The sequence below is a fragment of the Amycolatopsis australiensis genome (assembly GCF_900119165.1).
Taxonomy (GTDB): Bacteria; Actinomycetota; Actinomycetes; order Mycobacteriales; family Pseudonocardiaceae; genus Amycolatopsis; species Amycolatopsis australiensis.
Window position 1 is genome coordinate 2,381,799 of sequence record NZ_FPJG01000006.1, and the last position, 27,000, is coordinate 2,408,798.

Below are 27,000 nucleotides of genomic sequence, written 5' to 3' on the forward strand. Positions count from 1 at the left end.
GGCCGAGGCGGCAACCTTGCACCGCCTTGGCCCTGCCGCACGCAGCGTCGAGCAACTCGACCGACCGGAGGGCGACCCACGCCGCCGCCGGTGAGGCGGTGCGCGTGCCGGCTGGGTGCGGCTCACGCCGCCGCCGGGCGGTGTGCTCGTGGGGCCGGGCGCTGGGGCTTCAGCAGCGCGAACCGCACGCACTGCCAGCCCGACGGTGTCCGGGTGAAGCGGGCCGCCAGTGCGATCGACCGGCCCTCCACCTCCACCCGGGCGCACGCCTCGATCACGTCCGGCACCGCGGTGCACGTGTGGACCCGGCAGATCCGGTGCCGCGGCCTGGCCAGGCGTGGCCCGCTCAGGCCGGCGAACACCTCCGGGGCCACCAGGCCGCGGATCTGCGGTACCGGGCGCCGTCCGTCGTAGGCCTCCAGCAGCATGCTCAGCAGGCGGCCCACCTCGGCCTTCTCGAGCTGTCTCGGCACCGGCCACCGGCCCTCGCCCCGGCGGTGTTCCTGCGCGGTCACCGTCGGCGGGCGCTCGGCCCGGCGCGGTACTTCGCAGTGGATCAGCGTTCTCACGCGGTGTTCCTCGGTCATTTCCTCCCCTCCCGCGCACGGCATTTCGCCGTCGCCACCGCTTAGAGGCCGGAACCGGTCCGAAAGGCGCTGGGAATCGCCCGATTCGGGAAACAACCGCCGAAACCGTGGATTCACCCGCGCCCGTACGGTAGGCGCGACACCGGCTATGGTGTGCCGGGTGCTGAAGGGGTTATTGGTCGATTTCGCCGGAGTTCTCACCGATCCCGACGCCGGCCGCTTCTACGACTACCTGCTGGCCGCGCGGGAACGAGGCGTCCGCACCGCGCTGCTGTCCAACGCCCCCGGGGCGTCGGACGAGGTCAAGAACACCATGTTCGACTATTTCGACGCGCTGGTGTTTTCCGGTGAGGTCGGCGTCGCCAAACCCGACCCCGCGGTCTACCTCATCGCGGCCGAGCGTCTCGGCCTGCCCGCGACGCGGTGCGCGTTCGTCGACGACTCCGCCGCGAACATCCGCGGCGCCGTCGAGACGGGCATGGTCGGCGTGCACCACCGCTCGGTCGAGGAAACGCTCACCGAGCTCGGCGCGCTGTTCCCGGAACCGTGACCGTCACCGGCCGCGGCGGACCAGTTCGAACGACAGGACCGCCGCCGCTGCCGAGACGTTCAGCGACTCGACGTCACCCGGCATCGGAATCGACACCCACTCCGTGACGAGCTCGCCGACGTCCGCACCGACCCCGGCCGTCTCGCCCCCGAGCACGAACGCGGCGCGCTGCGGCAGCTCGACCTCGAACACCGTGGTGCGCGCCGACGCCCCCAGCGCGAAGAGGCCGTAGCCCGCTTCGGTGAGCAGTTCGGCCGCCTCACGCGCCGAGCCGCAGCGCAGCACCGGCGCGCGAAACGCCACCCCGGCCGACGCCTTGACGACGAGCGGGTCCAGCGCCGCGACGCCGCGGCGCGGCACGATCACGCCGTCGAGCCCCGCGGCCGTCGCCGTGCGCAGGATCATCCCGACGTTCGCGGGCGTGGTGATGCCGTCCAGCAGCAGCACCCGCGACGGCGGGCGCCGGTCGGCCAGCGCGGCGGCGAGCGCGCGCATCCGCGGCGCGACGACGTCGGCGAGCACCCCCTGGTCCTGCTTGCCGTTGCCGGCGAGCACCTTGACCCGGTGGGCGCTCGCACGCTGCACGGGCACGCCGGCGGCCTTCGCCGCGCGCTGGATTTCGGCCGCGCCCGGGCCGCGGGCGGTGTCGGCGAGGATCACCTTGTCCACCCGCAGGCCGTCGTCGGCCAGCGCCTCCAGCACCGGCTTCCGGCCGTACACGGTCAGGAAACGGTCCTTCGGCGAGATTGTCGACTCATCACCCACACCGGGCAGTCTCGCACTGTGCGACGATCGGCTCATGCCCGACCGCCTCTCCGCGCTGGACGCCTCGTTCCTCTACGTCGAGGACCATGCGACACCGATGCACGTCGGCGGGGTGGCGATCTTCGAACGGCCGCGGTCCGGGTTCACCTACGCGCAGCTGCTGGACCTGATCGGGGCGCGGCTGGCGTTCCTGCCGCGCTACCGGCAACGCGTCATGGAGGTGCCGGGCCATCTCGCGCGGCCGGTGTGGGTCGACGACGTCGACTTCGACCTGAGCTACCACGTCCGGCGCTCGGCGCTGCCCCAGCCGGGCAGTGACGAGCAGCTCTTCGACCTGGTCGCGCGGCTGATGTCGCGGCGGCTCGCGCCGGAGCGGCCGTTGTGGGAGGCGTACTTCATCGAAGGACTGGCCGGCGACCGGGTGGCGCTGGTGACCAAGACGCATCAGTCCGTTGTGGACGGTGTCGGCACGATCGAGCTCGGCCAGCTCATCCTCGACCCGGCGCCCGCCGAGCCGGAGCCGTTCGAGGACATCTGGACGCCGCGGCGCGAGCCGAGCCGCACGCAGCTGGTGCTGGACGCGATCAGCGAAGGCGTCCAGCGGCCCGGCGAGGTGGTGGAGAACGTGCGCTCGGCGGCGAACGACGCGGCCGCGGCGGCGGGCAAGCTCGCCGAGACGGTCGGCGGCGTCGCGACGACGCTGCGGACGCTGGTGAACCCGGCGCCGACCGGGCCGTTGAACGTCCGGGTGTCCGGCGGCCGCGTGTTCTCGGTGGTGCGCACGCGGCTGGAGGACTTCCGCAAGATCCGCGCGGCGCACGGCGGTACGGTCAACGACGTCGTCCTCGCGGCCATCACGGGCGCGCTGCGCGAGTGGCTGCTTTCGCGCGAGGAGTCGCTGACGCCGAACGCGACGATCCGCGCGCTGGTGCCGCTGGCGGTCCGCGACGCCGAGACGGCCGAGTACTCGACGCCGGCGCTGATCGGCAACCAGGTGGCCGCGTACCTGGTGGACCTGCCGGTCGGCGAGCCCAACCCGGTGCTGCGGCTGCAGCACGTCGGGCACGCGATGGCCGAGCACCTGGACTCGGGACGTCCGGTGACGGCGCGCGGGCTGCTCAAGGTCGGCGGTTTCGCCCCGGCGACCCTGCACTCGCTCGGCGCGCGGGCGGCGGGGTCGCTGTCGGGGCGGATCTTCAACGTCATGGTGACCAATTCGCCGGGGCCGCAGGTGCCGATGTACGCGGGAGAGGCCAGACTGGTCGAGATGTTCCCGGTGATGCCGCTGATGCGCACCCAGGCGCTGGCGATCGGGGTGACGTCCTACCACGGAGGGGTCTACTTCGGACTGAACGGCGACCGGAAGGCCGCGTTCGACGTGGACCTCCTGGCCGGGATGATCGAAGAGTCCCTGGAAGAGCTGAAGGGTGCGCACTGGTGAGGGTCTATCTGCCTGCGACCATCGCGATGCTTCGCGAGCTGGAATCGACGGGCGAGTTCCGTGCCCGCAGCGGAACGGCGTTCGCGTTGACGCCCGCCTTGCGCGAGGCGTACGTGAGCGGCACGGACGAGGAGCTGGAGTACGCGGCCCTGCTGGACGCGGCGCGCGCCTCGCTGCGGCTGATCGCGGCGGAGGAGAAAGGCGAGCCGCGGCGGGTGGTGGTTTCGGCGGACGTGTCGGGTGTGACGCTGCGCCCGGACCTGGACGCGCCCGTGGTCCGCATCGGAGGCCCGATCCCGCTGTCGGCGGTGGCGGCAATCCACGTGGACGCGCCCGAGGCGGCGGACGCGGTGGCCGCAGCGGCTGCGGTGATCGACGCGGCGGACCTCGGCGACCCGGACGCGGAGTTCGTGCTCGGCGACGCCGAGGACCACGAGCTGGCCTGGTACGCGCCGCAGGAGCTGCCGTTTTTGCTCGAGCTGTTGTGAGCTGAGCGGGGTTGTCCACAGGTGGGTGCGGTTGTGGACAACTTGGGGATGGACGGCTGATCCGGGTTACCCCACCTCGCCAGGCGGCGGTGCCTGGATCTCGACCGGCGCACCCCACTCCGAATACCGCGTGGTGATGCTCGCCTCCCCACGCAAAACCGGCGACAGATCCAGCACGATCTGCAACGGCCGATGCGCGTCGTCCAGCCACACCTGCACCGGGAACTTCCCACTCAGCTTGTCCGCCGAATCCGGCGGGAGGCCCGCCGGCAGGTCGGTTCCCAACCGCGCCAGGTCGAGGTCTATCCGGTAGTGCTCGGCCCGCACTCCGGCCAGCTCCGTGCGTTCCGCCGAGACGATCGTGCCCGCCGCGCGGATCTCCGACAGGCTGTGCGCCGGGTCGTTCTGGGCCGCCAGTTGCGTCAAGCTCGTCCCCAGCACCTGGGAAAACGGGTCGCTTCCGTCGGCCGCCACCGAGACCCATGGCTTGCCCTCGTCCCGGGAACCCTCCGGCACCTTCGCGTACAGCTTGCCCGCCACCTCGCGCAGCTCCATCGGCTCGCCGATGAAGTCCGTCGTCATCACCTGGGCCGTTCCGTCCGGGCCGAACCGGGCCTGGCCCTGGCTCTTCGACCGGACCTGGCCGACCGCGACGTCCGTCGCGAACTTCGCCGAGCCGCCGCTCCTCGTGGCCGCTGTCACGGCGTCCGCCAGCTGCCGCGCGTCGGCGAACGACGGTGGCGGCGGCGGGTCGGAACACGCGGCGAGCAGCAGGACCAGCAGCACCACGGCGGCTTTGCGCATGGCCAACGAAAACACAGCGGCTCCCCCGAACCCGTTCGGGGGAGCCGCCGCCACTCAGCGTCGCCCGGTCAGCGACCGGCCTTCTTCATCAGCTCGCCGAGGTCGACGACCTGGTCGGCGGGCGGGGCCGTCACGTCGACCTGGGTGCCCCAGTCGCTGTACTTCATCGTGAACTTCGACTCGCCCGCCGGCGCGCCCAGCGCCTGCATCATCGGGCCCTGGTCCATCGTGACCTGCACCGGCAGGTTGTCCTTGTCCAGCCACAGCTCGGCGGGCAGCTTGACGTCCTTGCCCTTGAGCATGTCGGTCAGCTTGCCGCGCGCGGCGGCCGGGACCTGGCTGGTGAACTGGTCGATCGCCTTCGCGACGTCCATCTCCACCTTGTAGTGGTTGACCTGCTGGCCGTCCAGCTGCGTCTGGTCGGAGGAGATGATCCGGCCGGTCTTGGAGATCTGCTCCAGGATCTTGCTCGGGTCGCTCTGTTCGGCCGACTGCGACAGCGCGCTGCCCATGGCCTGCGAGATCGGGTCGGTGCCGTCGGCCGAGATCTTGGCCCACGACTTGTCCGTGCCCATCTGCTTCTGGTCCTCGGCGGGCAGCTTGATGTACATGACCTGGTCGACCATGCGCATCTCGGTGGTCTGGCCGGCCGCCGTGGTGGTCATCGAGAACCTGGTGTTGGCTCCGTCGAAGGCCATCGCGCCGGTCGCGCGCAGGGTCTGGCCCGCGGCCGAACCCTCCATGCTGAACTTCGCCGACTTGGACTTCTCGGTGCCCTGCTTGGACGCCGACGCCAGCTGGACCGCGTCGGTGAACGGCGAAGCGAGGCCGGCGGCCTGCGTCTGGCTGCCCGCGGCGGCCGGCTCGGCAGTGCCGGAGTTGCCGCTGCACGCCGTCAGCGTGAGCACCAGCGCGGCGCCCGCGGCGACCAGGGTGGTCTTGCGCATCGAATTCCCCTCGGAGTCGGATGTTCCCCTCGGCATATCGCCCGAACGGGCGAATGGTTACCACTGGGACGATGACGACCCGGCGACGGTTCCCGGTTGTCTCAGGACTCGGTGGCGCGGGTCACGTCGTGGCCGCCGCGCGAGGCCAGCAGCCGCCGCAGGGACGTGAGCCGTTCGGCGCTCGCCCGGCCTTCGGTGACGACGTCGTCGAGCGCGCAGTCCGGGTCTTCGGGCGGACCCAGGTGCCCGCACCCCGACGGGCACTCTTCGGCGGCTTCGGAGAACTCCTCGAAGGCGTCGACGATGTCGTCGGCGGTCACGTGGGCCAGCCCGAACGACCGGACGCCCGGCGTGTCGATCACCCAGCCGCCGTCCGGCAGCGGCAGTGCCACCGCCGCGACGGACGTGTGCCGCCCCTTGCCGACCGCGCTCACCACGCCGGTGGCCAGCTCGGCGTCCGGGACCAGGCGGTTCACCAATGTCGACTTGCCGACCCCGGAGTGCCCGACCAGTGCCGTGACGCGGTCTTTCAGCAGCTCCGCGAGGCCTTCCGGCTCCTCGTCGTAGCGGGTCACGATCGCCGGGATGCCGAGGCCCGCGTAGCTCGCGAGCAGCTCGTCCGGGCTGGCCAGGTCGGCCTTCGTCAGGCACAGCACCGGCTCGACACCGCCCGCGTAGCAGGCGACCAGGCAGCGGTCGATGAAGCCGGTGCGCGGCGGCGGGTCGGCGAGCGCGGTGACGATCAGTAGGCGCTCGGCGTTGGCGACGACCAGCCGTTCGTACGGGTCGGTGTCGTCGGCCGTGCGCATCAGGGAGCTGGTGCGCTCGTCGACGCGGACGATCCGGGCGAGCGTGTCCGGCTTGCCCGAGACGTCGCCGACCACGCCGACGCGGTCGCCGACGACCACCGGCGTGCGGCCCATCTCCCTGGCCCGCATTGCGGTGATCACCCGGGAGGGATCGGCGTCGATCGCGCACGTCCAGCGGCCGCGGTCCTTGCCGATGACCATGGCGCCGACGGCGTCAGCGTGCTCGGGACGGCGCTTGCTGCGGGGGCGGCTGCCCTTGCCGGGACGCACGCGGACGTCGGACTCGTCCAGCCTGCTCCAGTCGCTGCGCGCCAAAGGTGTCCTCCTCCCGTGCGCCGGTGCCACCCGAATGATCCCATGTCGCTCGCCACGGCCCTGGCCTGCGTGTAACGATGGCGTCCCGGACGTCTCCGGTACGAGGAGGTTGGCCATGTGCGGCCGCTACGCCGCCACGAAGGACCCGGCGAAGCTGATCGAGGAGTTCGACGCGGTCGACCTCACCGAAGGCCACGCGCGGACCGACTTCAACGTCGCGCCGACGAAGAACGTGGTCACGGTCGTGCAGCGGCACCCGCGTGACGAGGACGGCCAGGTCCTCGAGGACGAGCCCGCCGAGCGTTCGCTGCGGATGATGAAGTGGGGCCTGGTGCCGTTCTGGGCCAAGGACCCGTCGGTCGGCTCGCGGATGATCAACACGCGCGCCGAGACGGCCGCCGAGAAGCCCGCCTTCCGCCGTGCGCTCGTGTCGCGCCGCTGCCTGGTGCCCGCCGACGGCTGGTTCGAGTGGCGCCGCACCGGCAAGGAGAAGGAGCCGTTCTACATGACGCCGCCGGACGGCTCGTCGATCGCGTTCGGCGGGATCTGGGAGAGCTGGCGGCCGAAGGACGACGACAACGCGCCGCCGCTGATCACGTTCTCGATCATCACGACCGACGCCACCGGGCAGCTCACCGACATCCACCACCGGATGCCGCTGATCGTGCCGCGCTCGCACTGGGACGGCTGGCTCGACCCGGACCGCGAGGACGTCACGGACCTGCTGGTGCCCACGCCAGGCGACATCGTCGAGTCGCTGGAGCTGCGGCCGATCTCGAACCTGGTGAACAACGTCCGCAACAACGGGCCCGAGCTGCTGGAACGGGTCGAGCCCGCGCACGAGGGTGCCCTGTTCGACGTGCCGAAGTCATGACCGCGGTCGAGATCGACACCGAGTACGGCCCGGCGCGGGTCTACCTGCACTGCGCGGAGGAGGGCGTGGCAGTGCTGATGCTCGGCCACGGCGCGGGCGGCGGGCTCGGGGCGAAGGACCTGGTGGCGGTGACGCGCGCGGCCCAGGCGGCGGGCGTGCACGTGGCACTGGTGGAGCAGCCCTACCGGGTGGCGGGCCGTCGCGCGCCGGCCCCGGCGAACCAGCTGGACACGGCGTGGCTGACGGTGGCGGACGAGCTGTCGGCCCGCTTCGACGACCTGCCGTTCGTGTTCGGCGGCCGCTCGTCGGGCGCCCGGGTGGCCTGCCGGACGGCGGCGGCAGGCCAGGCGGTGGCGGTGCTGTGCCTGGCGTTCCCGGAGCACCCGCCGGGCAAGCCGGAGAAGTCGCGCCAGCCGGAGCTGGACGCGGTGGAGGTGCCGGTGCTGGTGGTGCAGGGCGAGCGGGACCCGTTCGGCCGCCCGGCGGCGGGACCGCACCACGAGATCGTGCTGGTGGACGGCGACCACAGCCTGGGCAAGGACCTGGACACGGTGTCCCGCGCGGTGACGGAGTGGCTGTCGCGGGTGCTGCGGCCGCTGACCTAGGTCAGGCGCCGATCGGGGCGACCACCGCGCCGGTCAGCCGGACCAGGTCCGCCGGCGACAGCTCCACCTCGAGCCCGCGCCGGCCCGCTGAGCAGAACACCGTTTCGAACTTCTCCGCCGAGCTGTCGATCACCACCGGCAGGCGGCTGCGATGCCCCAGCGGTGAGATGCCGCCCAGCACGTAGCCCGTCGCCCGCTGCGCCGCCGCCGGGTCCGCCATCTTCGCCTTCTTGCCGCCCGCCGCCGCGGCCAGTGCCTTCAGGTCCAGCTGGCCCGTGACCGGGACCACGCCCACCGTCAGCCGGCCGTCCACCTCCGCCACCAGCGTCTTGAACACCCGGGCGCGGTCCAGGCCCAGCGCCTCCACCGCCTCCAGGCCGTACGACTCCGCCCGCGGGTCGTGGTCGTACGCGTGCAGCGTGTGCGCCACTTTCTGCTTCGTCAGCAACGCCGTCGCCGGGGTGCCCTTGCCAGCCATGGGCCGCAGTCTAGGGAATGCCCGCCCCGCCCGATCGGTTGTACGGGGCGTGACCACGACGCTCGCTACCACACGCTCTCGCAGCCGCCGCCGCCCTGAGGCCCCGGCGAACCGCGGTGTGCCCGGCCCCCGCGTAAACTCGGGTCCGCCGTATGCGCGTACGCGCATCGACGCCGAGCGGGAAGGGAACGGTTTGCCGAGCACGCAGAACTCAGCACCGGAAGAAGCGACCGAGGCGGAGCGCGCCGAGCGCTTCGAGCGGGACGCGATGCCGTTGCTCGACCAGCTGTACTCGGCCGCGATGCGGATGACCCGCAACCCCGCCGATGCCGAGGACCTGGTCCAGGAGACCTACCTGAAGGCCTACGCCGCGTTCGCCTCCTTCAAGGAGGGCACGAACCTCAAGGCGTGGATGTACCGCATCCTCACCAACACCTACATCAACGGCTACCGCAAGCGGCAGCGGCAGCCGGTGCAGCAGCCCACCGAGGAGATCACCGACTGGCAGATCGCCAAGGCGGAGAGCCACACCTCCAGCGGGCTGCGCTCGGCCGAGGTCGAGGCGATGGACAACCTGCCCGACACCGACGTGAAGGCCGCCCTCCAGAAGCTGCCCGAGGAGTTCCGGCTGGCCGTCTACCTGGCCGATGTCGAGGGCTTCGCGTACAAGGAGATCGCCGAGATCATGGACACCCCGATCGGCACCGTGATGTCCCGCCTGCACCGGGGCCGCGCCCAGCTGCGCGACCTGCTCGCCGACGTCGCGCGGGAACGCGGGTTCATCCGGGGTGCCAAGGAGGAGGTGGCCGGGCGATGAACGACATGTGCGAGGGCGCGTCCGACAAGGTCCGCTGCGAAGAGGCGCTGGCCGACATCTACCTGCTCCTCGACCGCGAGTGCAGCCCCGAGCGGGACGCCGCGCTGCGCGCCCACATCGAGGACTGCCCGCCGTGCCTCGAGGAGTACGGCATCGACGAGCACATCAAGCAGCTGCTCGCCCGCAAGTGCGGCGGCGACCACGCGCCGGCGGAACTGAAGAGCCGGCTGCGCGCGTCGATCCGCCAGACCGTCGCCACGCGTGGTGGCGTCACCGTCGAACGCACCGAAATCACCCTCGAGCAGCGTTCCGAATAGCGCCTGAGCACGACGAAGGCCCCCACTCGATCGGGTGGGGGCCTTCGTCATGCCGGACGCCGGATCAGGCGTTGGGCTTCTTGCCGTGGTTCGCGCCGTTCTTCTTCCGGTCGCGACGCTTGCGGGCGCGCTTCGACATGCTCACTCCTCGTCGTCAAAGGTTCCTGCTCAAGTGTGTCATGACGGTCCGTTCTGGTTGGATGGGGTGGTCAGGCCGAGCGTGAGGAGGGTGCCGGTGGCCGAGATCAGGGCCGAAATGGTCGGCACGGTGCTCGAGATCGTGGCCGAACCCGGCGCCGCGCTGGCCGCGGGCGACACCGTGGTCATCCTCGAGTCGATGAAGATGGAGCTGCCGGTGGTCACCGAGGGTGCGGGTACGCTGGCCCGTCTCGCCGTGCGCAAGGGCGACCTCGTCCAGCAGGGCGACCTGCTCGGGGTGGTCGAGTAACGCCGTGTCCACGCTCGCCGAACTGCTCGCCGACAACACCGGCCTCCCCGGAGAGGCGGCGGACCACCTGCAGACCGTCGTCGCCGAGTGGCAGCTGCTGGCCGACCTGTCCTTCGCGGACTTCCTGCTCTGGGTCCCGGTGAGCCGGGAGCTGCAACCCGACGGCGGCGACTTCGTCTGCGTCGCGCACGCGCGCCCGACGACGGCGCCCACCGCGCACCCCGAAGACGTCGTCGGCACCCGGTTCACCGTCGAGGAGCACCCGCAGCTGGCCAAGGCCATGCGCGAGGTGCGGATCTGCCGCGAAGAGGACCCGCACTGGTACCGCGACCTGCCGATGCGCCGCGAGGCCATCCCGGTGCGCTTCCACGACGAGGTCATCGCCGTGCTGAGCCGCGAGACGAACCTGGCCGCGCCGCGCGTGCCCAGCCCGCTGGAGATCGCCTATCTCGGCAGCGCCGGCGACCTGTGCCAGATGATCGTCGACGGCACGTTCCCGCCGAACGGCACCAACGCGACCGACACGCACACGTCACCGCGCGTCGGCGACGGGCTGATCCGGCTCGATTCGAGCGGCACGGTCGTGTTCGCGAGCCCGAACGGGCTGTCCGCCTACCACCGGATGGGACACGAGTCCGACCTGGTCGGCACGCGCTTGGCGCCGCTGACGCGGTCGCTGATCCGCGACCCGTTCGACGCCACCGAGGTGTCCCACCGGATCATCGAGGCCCTCGACGGGAAGCCGTCGAGCCGCACGGAGGCCGATTCGCGCCGCGGTGCCGTGGTGCTGTTCCGCGCGCTGCCGCTGCGGCCGGCCGGGCAGGCGGCGGGCGCGCTGGTGCTGGTGCGCGACGTCACCGAGGTCAAGCGGCGGGACCGCGCGCTGCTGTCGAAGGACGCGACGATCCGGGAGATCCACCACCGGGTGAAGAACAACCTGCAGACGGTGGCGGCGCTGCTGCGCCTGCAGTCCCGGCGGACGTCGTCGGAGGAGGCGCGGCTCGCGCTGGCCGAGTCGGTGCGCCGGGTGACGTCGATCGCGCTGGTGCACGAGGCGCTGTCGATCTCGGTGGACGAGCGCGTCGACCTCGACAAGCTCCTCGACAACGTGCTGCCCATGGTCGGCGAGGTCGCGACGGCGGAGTCGCAGGTCGGGCTGTCGCGCAGGGGCTCGTTCGGGGTGGTCGTCGCGGAGATCGCGACGCCGCTGGTGATGGTGCTGGCCGAGCTGGTGCAGAACGCCGTCGAGCACGCGTTCCCGGCGGGCCGGTCCGGGAAGGTCGAGCTGATCGTCGAGCGTTCGGCGCGCTGGCTGGACGTCGTGATCCGCGACAACGGGCGTGGCCTGCCGTCGGGGTTCTCACTGGAGCGCTCGGACGGGCTCGGGCTGCAGATCGTGCGGACGCTGGTGGAGTCCGAGCTGCGGGGCTCGCTGTCGCTGCGCAAGGTGCGGGTGGAGGCGTCGTCGACCCGGGTGACGGGTACCGAAGCCGCGCTGCGGATCCCGCTTTCGCGGCGGTTGTAGCCGTCGCGTTTGGACCCGGGCGGCCCGGGGCATATCCGCTGCGGCGAACGTGATCGGGTGCGGATCGCGGGAGGATGACACGATGAAGGCCCGGCACCTGGTGACAGGTGCCGGGCCGTTCAGCGCTTCGCGGGAGGCTGGGAAGCCTGTGAGGGTTCACGACACCCGTCGCCGGGTGGTTTCGCCTCACTTGTTAAGCTCGAACCGGGTAGGTATCACCCCAGACGGCGTGAGCACAGAAGTGCCCGCCGGGAGAATTTCCTTCGCGGTCCTGGTGCTGTTGAACTCAGGCGTTGGTACGCGTGCCGATGTGCGTACGGCGGCGCTTGAGCGCGCGTCGCTCGTCCTCGCTCATGCCGCCCCACACGCCGGCGTCCTGCCCGCTGGCCAGAGCCCAGGCCAGGCAGTCGGAAGCGACGGTGCAGCGGTGGCACACGGCCTTCGCCTGCGCTACCTGCGACAGAGCAGGACCGCTGGTTCCCACGGGGAAGAACAGCTCGGGGTCCTCGTCTCGGCAGGCCGCGTCGTGGCGCCAGTCCATGTTCGTGAGCTCCTTCACAGTGGCGCGGGAAGACCGCGCCACAGTCGTCATGGCGGTCGTGTTTTTGGGTGCTTGTGAATGCTTTCACGAAGCACCGCTTTCGACAAGGGTTTCTTGGAGATCGGTGAGTCAGCTCACCCGGCCGAGCGACGCCCCTGACCTGCGGTTTCTCTCCGAAACAGCCGCCGGTAGGGAAGGCTGATGCGCTGAGTGGAGCTTCTGGGTCGACGAACGGCAGCTTGCACTTTGCCGCAGGCGATCAGCGGTCCCGTCATCACACGATTACGCTGAGTGCATCCGGGACGCTGACGAACTCCACTTTGGTCCGCTGGCCGACGAGGTCGCCGTCCACCTGGAAGTTTACCGGTTCAGCAGCGTCGATGCGGATCATCGGCAGGTCATCGTGACGCACGAGACGCCGGCCGCGCTGGTTGCTCTTCGTAGCCAAAGCCTGGCGTACATGCCTGAACACGGTGGGCAATCCCAGACCGTTCAACGCGAACAGGCCCAATCCCGTCTCGAACGAGCAACCCGGGTTGAGGTGGACGGGACGCTCGCCCAGGTAGCTCCACGGATCGGTGTTCGACACGAAAGCGGTCAGCGCCTCGGCCGGTTCCTCGCCCGGGACGTGGATGGTGAGCGCCGGGCGGCCCAGCGGCGGCCGGAAGTAGGAGCGGACGGCCGCCCGCATGTAGAGGCCGGCGGTGGTCTGCTTGCCGCGGCGCTTCGCGACCCGGCCGACGACGTCGGCGTCCCAGCCGAGGCCGGAGTTGAAGGTGAACCAGTGCCCGTCGGCCAGGCCGAGCCCGACGCGGCGCGAGCGGTCGTGCTCCAGCGCGTTGAGCAGCTGGTGGGTGGCCTCGACGGGGTCCGCGGAGATGCCGAGGGCGCGCGCGAACACGTTGGCCGAGCCGCCGGGCACGACACCCAGGGCCGGCACCGGTCCGATCCCGGCCGGGCCTCCCGGTGTCGCGGGGATCCGGGTGGCGGAGCCCCCGGCCCGGGGCGCACCCCCGGATGGCACGGCGTCGGCCAGCAGGCCGTTGACGACCTCGTTGACGGTGCCGTCACCGCCGTGCGCCACGACCAGGTCGATCCCGTCCCGCGCGGCCGAGCGCGCGACGGCCATGGCGTGGCCGCGGTAGTCCGTTTCGACCACGTCGAGCTTGACCTGGCTGGCGAGTGCGTGCGCCAGGACGTCCCGGCCACCGGCGGTGGTCGAGGTGGCCTGAGGGTTCACGATGAGGATTGCGCGCACCACCGCAGGGTAGGTGACTTGCGGGCACCCGAGAACCTCCCGGCGGCGCAAGGTGACGGGAAGCTCAGTGGCGGCACCCCGCTCACGCGCACCGCGACGGACCGGTGACGGCAACCCTCGGGACTGCACCTTCGAGACCCTGTGCCGGGCGGCCCTCCTTTGCGTGCGAGTGTCCGCTCGTCGTGACAAGTGCACCCGGGCCGACCGCCCGCTCATCGACGACACCTGAATTTTCCGGGCCCGGGCGGTCCCGCGAAAACGGCCGACCGGGTGGCATACGATCGAAAGGGATCACGCACGGTGACCCGCCCTGGTCGCGTCCACTGTGCACCCGCAAAGCACCTCCGGAAGGTCCCCGCAGTGAAGCTTTCGCCCGCTCCCCGTGAGGTCCGGCTGGCCGGCGCGGTCACGGCGGTGCCGTCGCTCGCGCTGCTGGTGTTCGGCGTGGTCGTGCTGGTGCAGGGGCTGGGCGCGCCGACCCAGCCCGGGAACAACATCTTCGTGGAGTCCGGCACCTTCGTCGTGGTGGCGCTGGCGTTCCTGGCCGCGTCGGCGGGGCTCGTCCTCGGGCAGACGTGGGCGCGCTCGCCGGGTGTGGTGGTGGCGCTGATCGTGGTCGGGATCGGCTGGTACTTGCTTGGGCCGTCGGGCGAGCCGCTGTGGGGCGTGCCGATCGCGCTGTTCGGTATCGCCGCGCTGGTGCTGCTGTTCCGGCGGCCGTCGCGGGCGTGGGCGCTGGGCCTGCGTGAGGGCGAGACGGAAGAGGAAGCGGCCGAACGCGGGGGCCTGGCCGGCCGTCGCGCCGAGCGCGAAGGCCACGAAGAGGACTGACGAGCGGGTGCGGCGGACCTGTCAGGCTTGGGCGGCCAGTGCGCGCAAGGGCTCGTCGGTCAGGCGGTTGACCGTCCACTCGTCCATCGGGACCGCGCCGAGGGCCTTGTAGAACTCCGTCGCCGGGTTCCAGTCCAGCACCGACCACTCGAGGCGGGCGTAGCCGTTCGCGACGCACTCCGCCGCCAGTGCCGCCAGCAGCGCCTTGCCCAGGCGGGACCCGCGGTGCTCGGGCAGCACGAACAGGTCCTCCAGGTAGATCCCGTGCACGCCGCGCCAGGTCGAGAAGTTCAGGAACCACACCGCGAAGCCCACGACCTCGCCGTCCACTTCGGCCACGTGCCCGAACAGCTTCGGCGACTCGCCGAACAGCGCCTCGCGCAGCTGCGGGGCCGTCAGGTGGCACTCGTCCGGCGCGCGCTCGTAGTCCGCCAGCGCGTAGGCCAGCCGGACCGCCGCCTCGACGTCGTCGGGCCGGATGCGGCGGATGCGGTCGTCGGGCACGTCAGTCCTCCAGTGCGGGCGGCAGGTTGAGGTGTTCGATCTGGGGTTCGCCGCGCTCGTGGCCGAGCACGGCGATGCCGGCCGCGTCGAGTCCGAAGTGGACGCCGGCGGTGGCGGGCAGGCCGAGCCAGCGGGCCACCAGGACCCGGCTGAAGTGCCCGTGCCCGACCAGGATCACGTCGCCGGCTTCGATGTCGCGGCGCGCCCGCGAGAGCACCCGGTCCGCGCGGCCGGAGACCTCGGCGGCGCTTTCGCCACCGGGGATCGGGTGCGTCCACACCGTCCAGCCCGGGACGGTCTCGCGGATCTTCGGCGTGGTGACGCCTTCGTAGTCGCCGTAGTCCCACTCGGCGAGGTCCTCGGTGACCTCGTCGACGCGCAGGCCGGCCAGCGCGGCGGTCCGCAGCGCGCGGGCCCGTGGGCTCGACAGCACCAGCGACGGGCCGCCGACCAGGCTCCGGAGCGTGCCGCCCGCGGCGAGCGCCTGGCCTTCCCCGGCCGGGGTCAGCGGGATGTCCGTGCGGCCGGTGTGCCGCCCGTTCACCGACCACTCGGTCTGGCCGTGCCGGAGGAGGAAGAGACGGTGAGCCACGCGTGCGAACATACCCGGCCGTTTGCGCGGCGGCTGGTCGTCTGCTTAGCTACTGAACGGTAGCTTAGCTCGAGGAGACACCATGTCCGAGACGCCGACGTTCGCGCTGTGGCACAAGCTGGCCGGGAAGCCGGGCGGGAAACAGCTGTTCAGCGCCGCGATGTGCCTGCGCGTGCCGTACTTCCGCACGGTGCTGCCGTCGGTGCGCGAGCTGCGGCCCGGCCACTGCGAGGTGACCGCGCCGAAGTGGTGGGGTGTCCACAACCACATCAAGACGTTCCACGCGATCGCCGCGTGCAACCTCGCCGAGATCGCGATGGGCATGCTCGCCGAAGCCACGGTCCCGACGACGCACCGCTGGCTGCCGAAGGGCATGAGCGTGCAGTACGTCGCGAAGGCCGAGACGGGCCTGCGCGCGGTCGCGTCGCTGCCCGAGCTGCCGGACTTCGGCGACGAAGGCTTCGAGCTGGGTGTCCCGGTGACCATTTCGGGCACGAGCGGCAAGCCGGTGGTCACCGGGACGATCACGATCTGGGTCACGCCGAAGAAGCGTTAGAGCGGCTTGTACCGCACATACGTCGTCTGGTGGAACGTGTTCTCGCCGGACGGCGACGGCAGGCCGAGCCGCCGGTCGACGAGCCGGCCCAGCGGGCCGCAGCCGCTGGTCGCGGGCACCGCGAGATCCGGGTCGACGACTCCGAAGTAGGCCGTCCGCGGGTTCTCGGAGATGATCCGCGGCGGGACGGCCGGGTCGTCGTGGACGACCGTGTGCATGACGCCGATGTGGCAGTCCTTGCGCAGCAAGGGGTGCCGGATCACGGCGTAGACGTCGAGCGCGCCACGCCGCTGCGGGGTGCTCAGGAAGTCCGCGTAGCCGCCGTAGCGCAGTTGGATCGTCGCGCCCGGAATGCCCGGCAGTGGCACGGGCGCGTGCCGGAGGGCGCCGAAGACCTGGGCGTACTGGCCGTTCACCCGGCCCTCGGCGAACGTCATGCGCAGCTCGCCGAACGGGATCTCCCGGTCGTGGACGGTCAGTTTCCCTTGGGACACGAAGGCTTCGCAGTGCCAGGTGCCGGGATCGGCGTTCGCGGGCGGTGCCGGGCAGTCGCTGAAGTCGAACGCCGGCAGTTCGTCCGCGGACGCGGTCCCCGGCGTCAGGACCAGTGCGGCCGCGGCCGCCCCCAGTGCGAGAAGTCTCATGCCGGTCAGCCTGCTCGGGACCGGCCACGCGGGCATCGGGGATCGCCCGGAGTGCGAACCGGAGATTCCCCCGGTCGAGTGAAACGCGTTCCATTAGTTAACACTGTTCACTCGACTGGGTCATGATCGGGCGCATGTCTGCCTTCTCCCGCCGCCGGTTCCTCGGCCTCGCCGCGCTCAACTCCGCCGCCGCACTCGGGCTGACCACGGTCTCGACGCGGCCCGCCGCCGCGGCACCGCTGCCGGACCACTCCCCGGCGGTCGTGATCGGCACCGGCTACGGCGCCGCCGTCACGGCGCTGCGGCTCGGCGAGGCCGGGATTCCGACGCTGATGCTCGAGATGGGCCGGCTGTGGACGACCCCGGGCGCCGACGGCAAAGTCTTCTGCCCGATGCTGCGGCCCGACGAGCGGGCCATGTGGTTCAAGGACCGCACCGAGGCGCCGCTCGCGTCGTTCCTCTGGCTGGACCTGGCCAACCGCGACATCGGGCGCTACGCCGGCGTGCTCGACCGGGTGAACTTCGGCGACATGGCGGTGTACCTGGGCCGCGGCGTCGGCGGCGGCTCGCTGGTCAACGGCGCGATGGCCGTGACGCCGAAGCGGTCCTACTTCGAGGAGATCCTGCCGCGCGTGGACGCCGACGAGATGTACGGCAAGTACTTCCCGCGGGCACGGGCCCAGCTCGGCGTCAACGTCGTCGACCCGGAGTGGTTCGAGACCTGCCGCTCGTACCAGTACGCCCGCGTCTCCCGGAAGGCCGCGCGGAAGGCCGGGTTCGAGACCGTGTTCGTGCCGAGCGTGTACGACATGGACTACCTGCGCCGCGAGGAGGCGGGCGAGGTCCCGCGCTCGGCGGACGCCTCCGAGGTCATCTACGGCAACAACCACGGGAAGCGCTCGCTCGACAAGTCCTACCTCGCCGCCGCGCTCGGCACCGGCCACGTGACCATCGAGACGCTGCAGGAGGTGCGCGAGATCCTGCACCAGCCCGACGGCACATACACGCTCGTCGTGCGCCGGATCGACGAGCGCGGCACGGTCCTGGGCACCCGGCACGTGAACACGAATTACCTCTTCCTCGGCGCGGGCAGCGTCGGCTCGACCGAGTTGCTGGTCCGCGCCCGAGACACCGGGCGGCTGCCGGAACTCGGCGAGGCCGTCGGGCAGGGCTGGGGCACCAACGGCAACGTCATGTGCGGCCGCGCCAACCACGTCTGGGACACCACCAGCAGCCTGCAGTCCGGCATGCCCGCGCTCGGCATCGACAACTGGGCCGACCCGGTGCACCCGGCGTTCGCCGAGATCGCGCCGGTGCCCGCCGGCCTGGAGACGTGGGTCAGCCTGTACCTGGCGATCACGAAGAACCCCGAACGCGGGTACTTCGGCTACGACGCGGCGACCGACTCGGCGAAACTGCACTGGACGGCGTCGCAGGGGCAGCCGTCGATCGACGCCGCGAAGGCCCTGTTCGACAAGATCAACCGGGCCAACGCGACGATCTACCGCTACGACCTGTTCGGCGACACGCGCGTGTTCGAGAACCGCTTCACCTACCACCCGCTGGGCGGCCTGGTGCTCGGTGAGGCGACCGACGGCTACGGCCGCGTGAAGGGCTACCGGAACCTGTACGTCACCGACGGCTCGCTCATCCCGGGCAGTACCGGCGTGAACCCGTTCGTGACGATCACGGCGCTGGCCGAGCGCAACATCGAGCGCGTCATCGCCGAAGACGTCACGGGCTGAGCTTCGCCAGCGAGTCGACGAAGCCGTCGTCGGCGGACGCGAAGAACTCCGCGTCGGCCGCTTCGACGTCCTTCAGCGCCTTCGCGACGAGCTGCAGGCCGGCCGGGGTGACCTCCAGGCGCTTCGCGCGGGCGTCGGCCGGGTCGTCGGCGCGGGCCAGCAGGCCGCGGTCGGCCAGCTTGCGGACCACCTGGCTGGTCATCATCGTGTCCGTGCCGGCCTGCTCGGCCAGTTGCCGCTGGGTCGGTGGCTCACCTGAGCGCGTGAGCCACCACGTCGTCGTGAGCAACACGAACTGGACGTGCGTGAGGTCGTGCGGCGCCAGCGCGGCCCGCATCGCCCGCTGCCACGCCAGCGTGACGCGCCACAGCAGGAAGCCGGGGCTGCGGTCGGGCCCGGGCAGGCGGGACTCCGGGGCGGTCATCCTTCCGCGGCGGCTTTCTCGGCCAGCCGGGCGAGCGCGCGCATGGCGTCCGGGGTGTCGTCGGTGACCTGCGGGCCGAAGCCTCCGGAGCCGTCGATGGTGACGCGGTAGGTGATCCGGGTCTCGCCGCCGTCCTCGGTCAGGACGTGCTCGAACCGCAGGTACGCGTCCGGCAGGCGGGTCTCGTCGGTGAAGCTGCGGCCCTCGGTGACCTCGGTGAGGGTGAAGGGGATCGGCGGCATGCCGTCCATCGTCATGGTGCCGCTCGTGCCGGCGGCGAACGGGCCGTCGAGATCCACCGACCGGACGGCCGTGTCCCACTCCGGCCAGCGGCTCGTGTCGGCCCAGAACGGCCAGATCACGGCGGCGGGAGCGGTGGAGGTCTCGGTGTGCGCGAACTCGTAAGTTGCCATGCGGGCAGACTATATGCGCGCTTACTATCTGCGCAAGGGACTCTTCCGGACGTGCCTCCGGAGACTCAGTTCGCCGAGCGCAGCTTGTCGTAGTAGGCGACGCAGTCCTGGTAGACGGGCAGCAAACCCTGCTCCCGGGCTTCGGCGAGCGTGGGCGCGGTGCGGTCCTTCTCGGACAGGATCGGCTCGATGTCCGCGGGCCAGGGGAGGTCGAGTGCCGGGTCGAGCGGGGTGATGCCGTGCTCGCCCGCCGGGTTGTACGGCTCGGAGCACAGGTAGGCCATCACCGTGTCGTCTTCGAGGGCGACGAAGCCGTGCCCGAGACCTTCGGAGAGGTAGACGGCGTTGTACTTGGCCGAGTCGAGCCGCGCCGCGTCCCAGGTGCCGAAGGTCGGCGAGCCGACGCGCAGGTCGACCACGACGTCGAGCAGCGAGCCGCGCGCGCAGTAGACGTACTTCGCCTGGCCGGGCGGCGTGTCGGCGAAGTGGATGCCGCGGATCGCCCCGCGCCGCGACACGCTGTGGTTGCTCTGGGCGAGCCGCAGCGGGTGCCCGGTCGCCGCGAGCAGCGCCTCCTCCTGGAAGGGGGCGACGAACAGGCCGCGCTCGTCCGGGAACGTCCGGGGGGAGAACTCGTAGGCGTCCGGGACGCTCAGCCGGCGGAATTCCATGCCCGTCACCTTATCGGGCCGCTACAAAACCGAACGGACGTCTTGGGAATTGCCGGAAAACCGGGGTGGTGTGACATCAACCGCACCAAGGGGTCGCCCCCGGGCGGGGACCTGTCACAATGGCTGGACCGCCGCGTCCGCGGCCATCGCCAGACCCACGGCACCGATGGCCGTCGTGACGCCTCGCCGACAGGCCGGCGCTACCGCGCTGGGCTGCCGTGCCGGGACACCCCCACGGTTTCCCCTTCCGCCGTGGTCCCAGCCCGCATGCCCAGGAGAAATTCCAGTGACCCACGTTCGAACCGCGAGTTCCGTCATTCCCACTGGAGGAATGACGGAAACGACGACAGGAATCACCATGGACGACCCCACCGGCGCCGTCGCGCCGGTCACCGACGAAGAGATCTTCACCGGGCACGAGGGCGGCAAGCTCTCGGTGGCGGCCACCCGCCCGATCTCCAGCCCGCGTGACCTTTCGATCGCCTACACCCCCGGGGTGGCGAAGGTGAGCACCGCGATCGCCGAGGACGCGGCCAAGGCCAAGCGGTACACGTGGGCGGACCGGCTCGTCGTCGTGGTGAGCGACGGGACGGCGGTGCTCGGGCTCGGTGACATCGGCGCGAGCGCGTCGCTGCCGGTCATGGAGGGCAAGTCGGTCCTGTTCAAGACCTTCGGCGGGCTCGACTCGATCCCGCTGGTGCTCGACACCACCGACGTCGACGAGATCGTCGAGACGCTGGTGCGGCTGCGGCCGTCCTTCGGCGCGGTCAACCTCGAGGACGTCTCGGCACCGCGGTGCTTCGAGCTGGAGGACAAGCTCAAGGAGGCGCTGGACTGCCCGGTCATGCACGACGACCAGCACGGCACGGCGATCGTCACGCTGGCCGCGCTGCGCGGCGCCAACCTGGTCCTCGACCGGGCGATCGCCGATCAGCGCGTCGTCGTCTCCGGCGCCGGCGCGGCGGGCGTGGCCTGCGCGAAGATCCTGCAGGGAGCGGGCATCGGCGATGTCACGGTCCTCGACTCGCGCGGCATCATCCACGCCGGCCGCGACGGCCTGAACCCGGTCAAGGAACGCCTGGCCGCGACGACGAACAAGGCCGGCCTGCGCGGCGGCCTCGCGGAGGCGCTGGAAGGCGCGGACGTGTTCCTCGGCCTGTCGGGCGCGACGATCGACGAATCCCTCCTCGGCCGGATGGCCGGCGGCGGCATCGTGTTCGCACTGTCCAATCCGGACCCCGAAGTTCACCCGGACGTGGCCGCCCGCTACGCGTCGATCGTGGCCACCGGGCGCAGCGACTTCCCGAACCAGATCAACAACGTGCTGGCGTTCCCCGGCGTCTTCCGCGGCGCGCTGGACTCCGGCGCCCGGGCGATCACCGAGGGCATGAAGCTGGCGGCCGCCGAGGCGATCGTGTCGGTGGCGATGGACGACCTGGGCCCGGACCGGATCGTCCCGAGCCCGCTCGACCCCCGCGTGGCCCCCGAGGTCGCGGCGGCGGTGGCCAAGGCGGCGGAAGCCGACGGCGTCACGGCCTGAGCCCGAGCGCCCCAATGTGGCCTTCGGTGCGTGAGACGCACCGAAGGCCGCCTTGGGTGCGTGTGACGCACCGAAGGCCGCCTTGGGGCGCTTCAGCCCAGGAGTTCGGGCAGGCGGTGGCGGGGGACGTCGACCAGGCGCAGGTTCACCAGGTCCGCCGGGACGTCGAGGGAGACGTTCGCGAGGCGGGCGTGGGCGCGGGTCAGGACTTCGTCGGGGTGCTCGACGGCGTCCGCGACCACCACCGCGTGCCGGTTGTCCGGGGTGCTCCGCAGGTAGCGCAACGCGTACTTGCGCCGGATCAACGCCGAAAGGGCCGTTTGCGAGCGTTCGTCCGCCAGGTCCGGGTGCGCGTTCGGCACCAGCAGCGCCAGCCGCCGGGCGTTCGTGCCCAGCAGGGTCCGGAGCAGCCACGGGCCCGGGTCGGCCGAGAGGTCCATCGCGACCGCGTCGCCTTCGGGACCGGAGATCGACCAGTCCACCGGCCGCGATTCCAGGGAAAGCCCGTCCGCGGCCGCGATTTCCTTCAGTTTCTCCAGCAGCGCCGGTTTCGTCCCGGCCGCCTCGACCGACTGCGGCCCGTGCGTGTAGATCGCCTTGCCGCCGCGGACCTTCTTCGCCTTCGCCGTCGGCTGGCAGACGTACAGATCCGCCGCGCTGCCGATCGCCTGTGCCCCGAAGTAGCGGTTGAAGCCGGGCAGGATCGCTTCGAACGTCAGCCCGAGCGTGGCCAGCGACCGCTGCACCTGCGCGCCCAGCGCCGGGTGCCGGGGGCTGTAGCCGTACGCGAACAGCAGCCGTCCCTCAGTCGGCTCACGCAGCGCCTGCACGCCACGCGCGGCGAACAGGCCCATCCCTTCGGGTGTGTACGGCGGATCGCTGAACACGAGGTCGAAGCCACCGGACAACGCCGGCGGCAGGCCGACGCGCAGGTCCGCGTGCACCACCGCGATCTCCCGCCCGCCACGCTCGTCCAGGTACGCCAGCACGCGCTCGTCGAGGTCGACGACGGTCGGCGACGCCGCCGGGCACACCGCCCGCACCGCCAGCGACGTCAGGTCGTGGTCGCCGAGGAACAGCACCCGGGCCGACGCGAGGTCGTACTGCGCGTCCAGCCACAACGCGCGGCGCAGCACCGTCTCCGGCGTCGCCTGGACGTGGTCGAGCGCGGCCAGCGGCGGCGGCACCTCCGCGACCCACTCGGCGACCTTCGGCAGCAGTTCGTGCCCCGCGACGGCTTCGTCCAGCGGGTCGGCGTAGCGGGGGACGCGGTACCGCGCGTACGCCGCGGCGACGCCGGGCGCGATCCGCAGCCGGTCGCCGCTGCGGTCCAGGTCGTCGCCGAGGGCGGCGAGGACGTCCTCCACGCTGCGCCGCGGGGCCGAGCTCAGCCGCACCAGCTCGCCGAGGTCGTGGTCGCCGGTGCGCAGCAGGTCGATGACCCGGTACAGCGGGCGGACGCCGACGCCGTGCGCGGCGAGGACGTCGTCGAGTGCGCTCACGGGCGTAAAGCCTAGTCACCACCTGTCGGAACGCCGTGCCAACCGCCGCGGACTCGGCTACGGTCGAAGCGACCGGGACATGGGGAGTGGGCAGTGACCATCGAATTCCGCGACGTGACCAAGCAGTATCCGGATGGGACGGTCGCCGTCGACAAGCTGAACCTGACGGTCGAGGACGGCACGATCACGGTGCTCGTCGGCCCGTCCGGCTGCGGGAAGACCACGTCGCTGCGGATGATCAACCGGATGGTCGAGCCGACCTCCGGGCAGGTGCTGCTCGACGGCAAGGACGTCAGCGAAGGCGACCCGGCGCTGCTGCGCCGCGGCATCGGCTACGTCATCCAGCACGCCGGCCTCTTTCCACATAGGACGGTGCTGGACAACATCGCCACCGTGCCGCTGCTCTCGGGCTGGGACAAGGCGAAGGCGCGCAAGCGGGCCGCCGAGCTGCTGGAGACCATCGGCCTGCCGGTCGAGCTGGGCAAGCGGTACCCGGCGCAGCTCTCGGGCGGCCAGCAGCAGCGCGTCGGCGTCGCCAGGGCGCTCGCCGCGGACTCGCCGGTGCTGCTGATGGACGAGCCGTTCTCGGCGGTCGACCCGGTGGTGCGCGAGGGCCTGCAGGACGAGCTGCTGCGGCTGCAGTCGCAGCTGGGCAAGACCATCGTGTTCGTCACCCACGACATCGACGAGGCCGTCCGGCTCGGCGACAAGGTCGCGGTGATGCGCGTCGGCGGCAAGCTCGCCCAGTACGGCACGCCCGCCGACGTCCTGCGTCACCCGGTGGACGACTTCGTCGCCTCCTTCGTCGGCCGCGACCGCGGCTACCGCGGCCTGTCGTTCCTCCCCGCCGACGGCGTCGAGATCAAGGAGCTGGAGCTGGTCGAGATCGGCTCCGCGGTGTCCACAAGCGGCAGCTGGCGGCTCGCGGTCAACGCGGACAAGCAGCCGCGCGGCTGGCTGGCCCCGGACTCCACTGTGGATGGTGCGCTCACCGAGGAAGACCTCGTGGCCGGCGGATCGCTGTGGGTGCGCGGGACGCCGATCCGCGGCGCGCTGGACGCGGCCCTGTCCTCGCCGGCCAGCCTCGGCGTCGTCGTCGACGAAGAACACCGGGTCCTGGGCGGCGTCGTCGCCCGGCAGGTGCTGGAAGTGATCGAGGCCACGCCGCAGGCGTCATGAGCTTTTTCGACGAGCTCGGCCGGTACCTGAGCAGCGCGAACAGCCGCCTGCAGATCCTCGGGGATCTCGGCGAGCACGTCTACCTGGCGCTGCTGCCGCTGGTGCTCGGCATCGTGCTCGCGATCGCCGCGGGCTGGCTCGGCTGCCGCTGGGCACCGGCCCGGCAGGTGCTCATGGTGCTGGCGAACCTGCTGTACACGATCCCGTCGCTCGCGCTGTTCGTGGTCATCCCCGGCCTGATCGGATCGAAGATCCTCGACAGCGTCAACGTCGTCGTCGCGCTGACGATCTACACGACGGCGCTGCTGGTCCGCCCGGTGCTCGACGCGCTGGACGCCGTGCCGCCGCCGGTGATCGCCGCCGCGACCGCCGTCGGGTACAAGCCGCTGCGCCGGTTCTTCGCCGTCGAGCTGCCGCTGGCCGTGCCGGTGCTCGCGGCCGGCGTGCGGGTCGCGTCGGTCAGCAACATCAGCCTGGTCAGCGTCGGCGCGCTGATCGGCACCGGCGGCCTCGGCGTGCTGTTCACCGACGGCTTCCAGCGCGAGTACTTCTCGCCGATCGTCGTCGGGATCGTGCTGACGCTGCTGCTCGCGCTGGCCGTCGACCTGGTCCTGGTGGGCCTGCGCGCGCTGCTGACGCCGTGGACCCGGGTGGGAGCCGCATGATCACCGACGTCTTCCGCTGGTTCGGCGACCCGGCGCACTGGACCGGCCCGGACGGCATCCCGCAACGGCTGCTGGAGCACCTCGGCTACACGTTCCTGGCGCTGGCGATCGCGCTGGTCGTCGCCGTCCCCGTGGGACTGTTCGTCGGGCACACCGGACGCGGCGGGGTCGTCCTGGTCGGCGCGGGCAACGTGATCCGCGCGCTGCCGACGCTGGGGCTGGTGACGTTCCTGTTCCTGCTCTTCACCGAGAGCGTCACCTCGACGGTCATCGGGCTGGTCGTGCTGGCCGTGCCGCCGATCCTGGCGGGCACGTACGCCGGGCTGCAGGCGACCGACCACGGCGTGGTCGACGCCGCGGAGGGCGTCGGGATGACCGGCTGGCAGCGGCTCTGGCAGGTCGAGGTGCCGATCTCGCTGCCGCTGGTGCTCGGCGGGGTCCGCAACGCCGTGCTGCAGCTCGTCGCGACCGCCGCCGTGGCCGCGTACGTCGGGCTCGGCGGCCTGGGCCGGTTCCTGCTCGACGGACTGGCCATTTTGGACTATTCCGAGGTCATCGCCGGCGCGGTGCTGACGACGTTGCTGGCCATCGTCCTGGACCTGCTGTTCGCGGCGCTGAACCGCGCGATCGTGCCCCGGGGCGTGCGGCTCGCCGCGGCCGGGAAGAAGGTGGCGGCGTGAAACGGCTGGCGGCGATCGTCGTCCTGTTCCTGCTGGCCGGGTGCGGCAACCCGCTGGCCGGCGGCGGCGAGGGCGGCCCTTCGGGTGGCATCATCATCGGCGCGTCCGACGTCGGCGAAAGCCTGCTCCTGGCCGAGATCTACGCCGGGGCGCTCCGGAAAGCCGGTGCCGCGAACGTGACCGTGCGGCCTCCGGTGGGCAGCCGCGAGGTCGTCGTCAAGGCGCTGCAGGACAAGTCGCTGTCGGTGGTGCCGGACTACAGCGGGAACCTGTTGCGGTACTTCGACAAGGACACGTCCGCGACGACGTCGCAGGAGGTCTACGCGCAGCTTCGCCGGAAGCTGCCGCCCGGGTTCGAGGTGCTGGACCAGGCGCCGGCGGAGGACAAGGACCTGCTCGTCGTCGGGCCGCGGCTGGCGGCCGCCGGCGTGAAGACGTTCTCCGACCTCGGGCCGCGGTGCCGTGATCTCGTGTTCGGCGGGCCGGGCCAGTGGAGCAGCCGCTGGAAGGACAAGATCAAGGCGTTGTACGGCTGCGAGTTCAAGGAGATCCGCACGACGGACACGGGCGGCCCGGTGACGGTGGCGGCGCTGAAGTCCGGGGACGTCCAGGTGGCGGACCTGTTCAGCACGTCGGCGACGATCGCGGCGAACGGGTTCGTGCCGCTGGCCGACGACAAGCACATGTTCCCGGCGCAGAACATCGTGCCGCTGGTGGCGCGGGGCACGCTTTCCCCGGCGGAGGTGGCGGCGCTGAACCGCGTTTCGGCGGCGTTGACGACCGAGCGGCTGACCCGGCTGAACGTCGAATTCACCGCGGAAAAGCGGAATCCCCTGGATATCGCCGAAGAATTCCTCGCCGGCTAGTCGAGGGCCAGTTTCACGCCGAGGCCGATGAAGATGCCGCCGGTGGCCACCTCGATGCGCCGCTGGTTCCGCTTGCGCCGCACCCACGCGCCGACGCGGCCGGCGAGGACGCCGACGGCGCCGTCGACGAGGAACTCGAACCCGATCATGATCGCGCCGAGGACCGCGAACTGCAGCCGGACGTGGCCGCGCGCCGGGTCGACGAACTGCGGGAGGAACGCGATGGTGAAGGTGACCATCTTCGGGTTGAGCAGGTTGGTGAGCAGGCCGCTGAGGTAGGCGCGGTCGCTGTTGCGCTCGACGAGCGGCTTGCGGTTGCGGATCGCCTGGACGCCGAGGTGGATGAGGTAGGCGGCGCCCGCCACGCGGACCACGGTGAACGCGACGGGCACGGCGGCGAAGAGCGCCGCCAGGCCCGCCGCGGCCACGGCGACGTGGATGGCTTCGCTGGTGGCGACCCCGGCGGTGGCGAGCAGCCCGGCTTTCGGGCCGCCGCGCATGCCGCAGCCCAGGACGAACAGCATGTCCGGGCCCGGCGTGACCATCGCGATCACGGTGGTGACGACGAACGCCACGAGGAGGTGCGGATCGACCGGCATGGGCCGATCCTGGCACGCCG

Annotated in this window: 34 protein-coding genes; 17 read left to right on the top strand and 17 right to left on the bottom strand. The window is 71.5% G+C overall.

Annotated features, from left to right (window positions below; all coding sequences use genetic code 11):
* Positions 1–122 precede the first annotated feature (122 nt).
* Positions 123–587, bottom strand: a complete 465-nt coding sequence (locus BT341_RS44220; RefSeq protein WP_072476484.1) for an Rv3235 family protein — start codon at positions 585–587, stop codon at positions 123–125.
* 175 nt (positions 588–762) lie between these two features.
* Here BT341_RS44220 and BT341_RS12675 point away from each other — a divergent pair, with 175 nt between their 5' ends.
* Complete coding sequence (locus BT341_RS12675; protein ID WP_072476485.1) at positions 763–1,137, top strand: HAD-IA family hydrolase; 375 nt, start codon at positions 763–765, stop codon at positions 1,135–1,137.
* A gap of 3 nt (positions 1,138–1,140) precedes the next feature.
* Here BT341_RS12675 and BT341_RS12680 read toward each other — a convergent pair whose 3' ends face one another.
* On the bottom strand, positions 1,141–1,902 hold the full coding sequence (locus BT341_RS12680; protein WP_072476486.1) for a TrmH family RNA methyltransferase: 762 nt from the start codon (positions 1,900–1,902) through the stop codon (positions 1,141–1,143).
* 34 nt (positions 1,903–1,936) lie between these two features.
* Between BT341_RS12680 and BT341_RS12685 the strand changes: the two genes are divergently transcribed.
* Both BT341_RS12685 and BT341_RS12690 read left to right on the top strand, forming a co-directional pair.
* Positions 1,937–3,343 carry a WS/DGAT/MGAT family O-acyltransferase gene (locus BT341_RS12685; RefSeq protein WP_072476487.1) on the top strand — a complete coding sequence of 469 codons (1,407 nt, stop codon included), beginning with the start codon at positions 1,937–1,939 and terminating at the stop codon, positions 3,341–3,343.
* Positions 3,340–3,831 (top strand): DUF6912 family protein, encoded by a 492-nt coding sequence (locus tag BT341_RS12690; protein ID WP_143168541.1) that lies wholly within the window; start codon positions 3,340–3,342, stop codon positions 3,829–3,831. Before BT341_RS12685 ends, BT341_RS12690 begins: the two co-directional genes overlap by 4 nt.
* A 66-nt stretch (positions 3,832–3,897) precedes the next feature.
* On the opposite strand, the gene BT341_RS12695 is transcribed toward BT341_RS12690, so the two are convergent.
* From BT341_RS12695 to rsgA, 3 genes are all read right to left on the bottom strand, one after another.
* Positions 3,898–4,635, bottom strand: coding sequence for an SCO4651 family lipoprotein (locus BT341_RS12695; RefSeq protein ID WP_072476488.1), 738 nt, complete (start codon positions 4,633–4,635; stop codon positions 3,898–3,900).
* Between the two features lie 68 nt (positions 4,636–4,703).
* Positions 4,704–5,582: an SCO4651 family lipoprotein gene (locus BT341_RS12700; protein WP_072476489.1), complete on the bottom strand. Its 879-nt coding sequence runs from the start codon at positions 5,580–5,582 to the stop codon at positions 4,704–4,706.
* A gap of 101 nt (positions 5,583–5,683) precedes the next feature.
* Entirely contained in the window at positions 5,684–6,706 is a 1,023-nt protein-coding gene (rsgA, locus tag BT341_RS12705; RefSeq protein WP_072476490.1) for a ribosome small subunit-dependent GTPase A, read from the bottom strand.
* A gap of 115 nt (positions 6,707–6,821) precedes the next feature.
* Between rsgA and BT341_RS12710 the strand changes: the two genes are divergently transcribed.
* Together BT341_RS12710 and BT341_RS12715 are read left to right on the top strand one after the other, a co-directional pair.
* Entirely contained in the window at positions 6,822–7,580 is a 759-nt protein-coding gene (locus BT341_RS12710) for an SOS response-associated peptidase (RefSeq protein ID WP_072476491.1), read from the top strand.
* The gene (locus BT341_RS12715; RefSeq protein WP_072476492.1) at positions 7,577–8,185 is read left to right on the top strand and encodes an alpha/beta hydrolase family protein; all 609 of its coding nucleotides are present in this window, start codon (positions 7,577–7,579) and stop codon (positions 8,183–8,185) included. The genes BT341_RS12710 and BT341_RS12715 overlap by 4 nt, the downstream gene beginning before the upstream one ends.
* Before the next feature lies 1 nt (position 8,186).
* Here BT341_RS12715 and ybaK read toward each other — a convergent pair whose 3' ends face one another.
* Positions 8,187–8,663, bottom strand: a complete 477-nt coding sequence (ybaK, locus tag BT341_RS12720; RefSeq protein WP_072476493.1) for a Cys-tRNA(Pro) deacylase — start codon at positions 8,661–8,663, stop codon at positions 8,187–8,189.
* Between the two features lie 193 nt (positions 8,664–8,856).
* On the opposite strand from ybaK, the gene BT341_RS12725 reads away from it, so the two are divergent.
* A complete protein-coding gene (locus BT341_RS12725) occupies positions 8,857–9,480 on the top strand; it encodes a sigma-70 family RNA polymerase sigma factor (protein WP_072476494.1) in 624 nt (207 codons plus the stop codon).
* Positions 9,477–9,797, top strand: a complete 321-nt coding sequence (gene rsrA, locus BT341_RS12730) for a mycothiol system anti-sigma-R factor (protein ID WP_003059781.1) — start codon at positions 9,477–9,479, stop codon at positions 9,795–9,797. Before BT341_RS12725 ends, rsrA begins: the two co-directional genes overlap by 4 nt.
* A 64-nt stretch (positions 9,798–9,861) precedes the next feature.
* Here rsrA and BT341_RS47840 read toward each other — a convergent pair whose 3' ends face one another.
* Entirely contained in the window at positions 9,862–9,936 is a 75-nt protein-coding gene (locus tag BT341_RS47840) for a 50S ribosomal protein bL37 (protein WP_098515123.1), read from the bottom strand.
* 96 nt (positions 9,937–10,032) lie between these two features.
* Here BT341_RS47840 and BT341_RS46360 point away from each other — a divergent pair, with 96 nt between their 5' ends.
* Positions 10,033–10,245 (top strand): biotin/lipoyl-binding carrier protein, encoded by a 213-nt coding sequence (locus tag BT341_RS46360; RefSeq protein ID WP_177328792.1) that lies wholly within the window; start codon positions 10,033–10,035, stop codon positions 10,243–10,245.
* A 4-nt stretch (positions 10,246–10,249) separates the two neighbouring features.
* Complete coding sequence (locus tag BT341_RS12740) at positions 10,250–11,770, top strand: sensor histidine kinase (protein ID WP_072476495.1); 1,521 nt, start codon at positions 10,250–10,252, stop codon at positions 11,768–11,770.
* Positions 11,771–12,056: 286 nt separating this feature from the next.
* On the opposite strand, the gene BT341_RS12745 is transcribed toward BT341_RS12740, so the two are convergent.
* Both BT341_RS12745 and BT341_RS12750 read right to left on the bottom strand, forming a co-directional pair.
* Positions 12,057–12,311, bottom strand: a complete 255-nt coding sequence (locus BT341_RS12745) for a WhiB family transcriptional regulator (protein ID WP_072481920.1) — start codon at positions 12,309–12,311, stop codon at positions 12,057–12,059.
* 274 nt (positions 12,312–12,585) lie between these two features.
* Positions 12,586–13,569, bottom strand: coding sequence for a diacylglycerol/lipid kinase family protein (locus BT341_RS12750; RefSeq protein ID WP_072481921.1), 984 nt, complete (start codon positions 13,567–13,569; stop codon positions 12,586–12,588).
* Positions 13,570–13,929: 360 nt separating this feature from the next.
* Between BT341_RS12750 and BT341_RS12755 the strand changes: the two genes are divergently transcribed.
* The gene (locus tag BT341_RS12755) at positions 13,930–14,400 is read left to right on the top strand and encodes a hypothetical protein (RefSeq protein WP_072476496.1); all 471 of its coding nucleotides are present in this window, start codon (positions 13,930–13,932) and stop codon (positions 14,398–14,400) included.
* A 21-nt stretch (positions 14,401–14,421) separates the two neighbouring features.
* Here BT341_RS12755 and BT341_RS12760 read toward each other — a convergent pair whose 3' ends face one another.
* Positions 14,422–14,904: a GNAT family N-acetyltransferase gene (locus BT341_RS12760; RefSeq protein ID WP_072476497.1), complete on the bottom strand. Its 483-nt coding sequence runs from the start codon at positions 14,902–14,904 to the stop codon at positions 14,422–14,424.
* Between the two features lies 1 nt (position 14,905).
* Entirely contained in the window at positions 14,906–15,496 is a 591-nt protein-coding gene (locus BT341_RS12765) for an acid phosphatase (RefSeq protein WP_072481922.1), read from the bottom strand.
* Between the two features lie 82 nt (positions 15,497–15,578).
* Between BT341_RS12765 and BT341_RS12770 the strand changes: the two genes are divergently transcribed.
* Entirely contained in the window at positions 15,579–16,052 is a 474-nt protein-coding gene (locus BT341_RS12770; protein ID WP_072476498.1) for a hotdog fold domain-containing protein, read from the top strand.
* On the opposite strand, the gene BT341_RS12775 is transcribed toward BT341_RS12770, so the two are convergent.
* A complete protein-coding gene (locus tag BT341_RS12775) occupies positions 16,049–16,696 on the bottom strand; it encodes a hypothetical protein (protein WP_072481923.1) in 648 nt (215 codons plus the stop codon). The two genes, BT341_RS12770 and BT341_RS12775, sit on opposite strands and share 4 nt — an antisense overlap.
* Before the next feature lie 134 nt (positions 16,697–16,830).
* Between BT341_RS12775 and BT341_RS12780 the strand changes: the two genes are divergently transcribed.
* Complete coding sequence (locus tag BT341_RS12780; protein ID WP_072481924.1) at positions 16,831–18,441, top strand: GMC oxidoreductase; 1,611 nt, start codon at positions 16,831–16,833, stop codon at positions 18,439–18,441.
* Here BT341_RS12780 and BT341_RS12785 read toward each other — a convergent pair.
* The 3 genes from BT341_RS12785 to BT341_RS12795 form a co-directional block, all read right to left on the bottom strand.
* A complete protein-coding gene (locus BT341_RS12785) occupies positions 18,431–18,865 on the bottom strand; it encodes a MarR family winged helix-turn-helix transcriptional regulator (protein ID WP_072476499.1) in 435 nt (144 codons plus the stop codon). The genes BT341_RS12780 and BT341_RS12785 overlap by 11 nt on opposite strands.
* On the bottom strand, positions 18,862–19,278 hold the full coding sequence (locus tag BT341_RS12790) for an SRPBCC family protein (RefSeq protein WP_072476500.1): 417 nt from the start codon (positions 19,276–19,278) through the stop codon (positions 18,862–18,864). Before BT341_RS12790 ends, BT341_RS12785 begins: the two co-directional genes overlap by 4 nt.
* A gap of 65 nt (positions 19,279–19,343) precedes the next feature.
* Positions 19,344–19,949, bottom strand: coding sequence for a dTDP-4-dehydrorhamnose 3,5-epimerase family protein (locus BT341_RS12795; RefSeq protein ID WP_072476501.1), 606 nt, complete (start codon positions 19,947–19,949; stop codon positions 19,344–19,346).
* 358 nt (positions 19,950–20,307) lie between these two features.
* On the opposite strand from BT341_RS12795, the gene BT341_RS12800 reads away from it, so the two are divergent.
* Positions 20,308–21,489: an NAD(P)-dependent malic enzyme gene (locus BT341_RS12800; RefSeq protein ID WP_072476502.1), complete on the top strand. Its 1,182-nt coding sequence runs from the start codon at positions 20,308–20,310 to the stop codon at positions 21,487–21,489.
* Between the two features lie 92 nt (positions 21,490–21,581).
* Here BT341_RS12800 and BT341_RS12805 read toward each other — a convergent pair whose 3' ends face one another.
* Entirely contained in the window at positions 21,582–22,991 is a 1,410-nt protein-coding gene (locus BT341_RS12805; protein WP_072476503.1) for a bis-aminopropyl spermidine synthase family protein, read from the bottom strand.
* Positions 22,992–23,084: 93 nt separating this feature from the next.
* On the opposite strand from BT341_RS12805, the gene BT341_RS12810 reads away from it, so the two are divergent.
* The 4 genes from BT341_RS12810 to BT341_RS12825 are packed head-to-tail and all read left to right on the top strand — an operon-like array spanning position 23,085 to position 26,381.
* Positions 23,085–24,170 carry an ABC transporter ATP-binding protein gene (locus tag BT341_RS12810; protein WP_072476504.1) on the top strand — a complete coding sequence of 362 codons (1,086 nt, stop codon included), beginning with the start codon at positions 23,085–23,087 and terminating at the stop codon, positions 24,168–24,170.
* Positions 24,167–24,835, top strand: a complete 669-nt coding sequence (locus tag BT341_RS12815) for an ABC transporter permease (RefSeq protein ID WP_072476505.1) — start codon at positions 24,167–24,169, stop codon at positions 24,833–24,835. The genes BT341_RS12810 and BT341_RS12815 overlap by 4 nt, the downstream gene beginning before the upstream one ends.
* Positions 24,832–25,515 carry an ABC transporter permease gene (locus BT341_RS12820; RefSeq protein ID WP_072476506.1) on the top strand — a complete coding sequence of 228 codons (684 nt, stop codon included), beginning with the start codon at positions 24,832–24,834 and terminating at the stop codon, positions 25,513–25,515. The genes BT341_RS12815 and BT341_RS12820 overlap by 4 nt, the downstream gene beginning before the upstream one ends.
* Positions 25,512–26,381 carry an ABC transporter substrate-binding protein gene (locus BT341_RS12825; RefSeq protein WP_072476507.1) on the top strand — a complete coding sequence of 290 codons (870 nt, stop codon included), beginning with the start codon at positions 25,512–25,514 and terminating at the stop codon, positions 26,379–26,381. The genes BT341_RS12820 and BT341_RS12825 overlap by 4 nt, the downstream gene beginning before the upstream one ends.
* Here BT341_RS12825 and BT341_RS12830 read toward each other — a convergent pair.
* Positions 26,378–26,980 carry a LysE family translocator gene (locus BT341_RS12830; protein ID WP_072476508.1) on the bottom strand — a complete coding sequence of 201 codons (603 nt, stop codon included), beginning with the start codon at positions 26,978–26,980 and terminating at the stop codon, positions 26,378–26,380. The genes BT341_RS12825 and BT341_RS12830 overlap by 4 nt on opposite strands.
* Between the last annotated feature and the right edge of the window lie 20 nt (positions 26,981–27,000).